Annotated in this window: 1 protein-coding gene; it reads right to left on the bottom strand. The window is 29.6% G+C overall.

From position 1 onward, the window contains the following. A partial coding sequence (locus A3849_RS32710) for a lipopolysaccharide biosynthesis protein (RefSeq protein ID WP_372237744.1) occupies nucleotides 1–724 on the bottom strand: 724 nt, incomplete at both ends.

The raw sequence follows: 724 nt of genomic DNA, 5'->3' as shown, positions 1-724 counted from the left end.
GAGTATATGTTTTAAATAAAATTCTTTAGAACTTTTCCCAAAAACATATTTATAAATATTCCATGGAATAATATATGTTGGTATGAAAGTGCTTATTGAAGTAGCTAAAAATATTCCCGTCATGCCCATTTTTAATCCACCAGCAAAAATTATGGCTAATAATAAATTTAGTATTGCCTCAACAACTATCCAGTATTTAAAAAAAGGATATGGACTGTAAAGGCCAGCCGCACTTTTGACTAATTCTACCGCACTTCTCATAGTGTCCGAGTAAAAATTAAAAACTAATATTACCACAATTAATCCAGAAAGTAACATACTACTACCAATCCATAAATTTATAAATGGATTAATTAAAAGCAATAAAGCGGCACTACAAAAAGTCGAAAGCCAGAAGTTTATAAAGAACATTATCTTAAAAATCCTATCTGCTTCCTCTAATCCTGCATCAGAGGCCAATAGATTCCCAAAACTAGCTGTAGTTCCTACAAAGACTTGTGACATAAACCCTTTAACAGCATTAAATATCAAAGTGTAATTTGAATATATCCCTACTATACTAACATGCGTTAATAGAGATAATAATAAATTGTCTGTTCCAAAAATAAAATAAACTGATATATTAGCTAGCAATAACGCCTTTATATTTTGTATAATATTCGATTTAACATCAGGGTCTAGACTTTGGTGAGTAGTACTCTTTAAATATGGGTAATTTTTATTT

Origin of the sequence: Paenibacillus sp. P46E (genome assembly GCF_001909095.1) — a bacterium.
Taxonomy (GTDB): Bacteria; Bacillota; Bacilli; order Paenibacillales; family Paenibacillaceae; genus Paenibacillus_AQ; species Paenibacillus_AQ helianthi.
The sequence above is the reverse complement of the archived record's forward strand: the minus strand, read 5'-3'. Positions and strand labels throughout refer to the sequence as shown.